This window comes from Amycolatopsis kentuckyensis, from assembly GCF_002155975.1.
Classification (GTDB): Bacteria; Actinomycetota; Actinomycetes; order Mycobacteriales; family Pseudonocardiaceae; genus Amycolatopsis; species Amycolatopsis kentuckyensis.
In genome coordinates this window covers 1-823 of record NZ_MUMI01000793.1, presented here as the reverse complement: position 1 = coordinate 823, position 823 = coordinate 1, and the positions used below count along the sequence as shown (strand labels likewise).

1 protein-coding gene is annotated in these 823 nt (G+C 72.2%); it reads left to right on the top strand.

The window, feature by feature from the left end; translation table 11 throughout:
• On the top strand, nt 1-823 hold an 823-nt coding region (locus tag CCN39_RS50525), incomplete at both ends, for a hypothetical protein (RefSeq protein WP_208630696.1).

Genomic DNA, 823 nt, shown 5'->3' with positions numbered 1-823 from the left:
GGGCTACCTCGACCCCGGCGGCCGCGACTTCAGCGAGTTCATCCAGCCCGACCTCGCCAAGGGCTCGGCGTACTTCGGAGGCTTCGGGCCCTACGACGACACCCCCTGTATCGACATCGTCGTGGAGGGCTGCCACGTCGGTCCGTCCGGTACGGCAGGCACCACCAGCTGGCCGCGCGCGGTCGGCTCGCACTCGGCGAGCCCCGACAAGCCACACACCGGCATCGTCATCCGGGATCTGTACTGCGACAGCCTCACCCAGTGGGCTGTCGGCGCCTACACCTGGCAGGACTCCCGGGTCTCCGGGCTGACGCTGAAGGACTGCGGCGCGGGCGTGCGGGTGCGCACCCTGGACTCCTCCAGTGCCTCCCACCGCACCCCGGCCGGTGCCGGTTCACCGTCCATCGCGGGCAGTCAGGCGCTGCGGAACCTGGTCGTCGAGGACGTCGTGATGTACGGGGGCGGCACCTACGGCGCCGCCGTCCGTATCGAGGGCGAGGACACCGGATACGTCCAGGGCGTGGAAGTGTCCGGCATCGCCGTCCGGGACGTCGGTGGGACGGCCGTGCGCCTGGTCGACGTCGAGGACTACAGCGTCGACCAGGTCGTGGCCCGCGGCTGCGGCGCCACCGCCGTGTCCACCCTCGGCACCCGCCGCGGCCGGATCACCGCCCACGTCAACGGAGCCACCGGCGCCGGCGTCACCGTCGACTCGCGCTCCACCCCGGCCGCCACCGCTACCGACGTCACCGTGGCGGGCTGCTCGATCACCGGCACGACGGCGAACGGGGTCCATATCTGGGACGGCGCCGACGTCATCGTG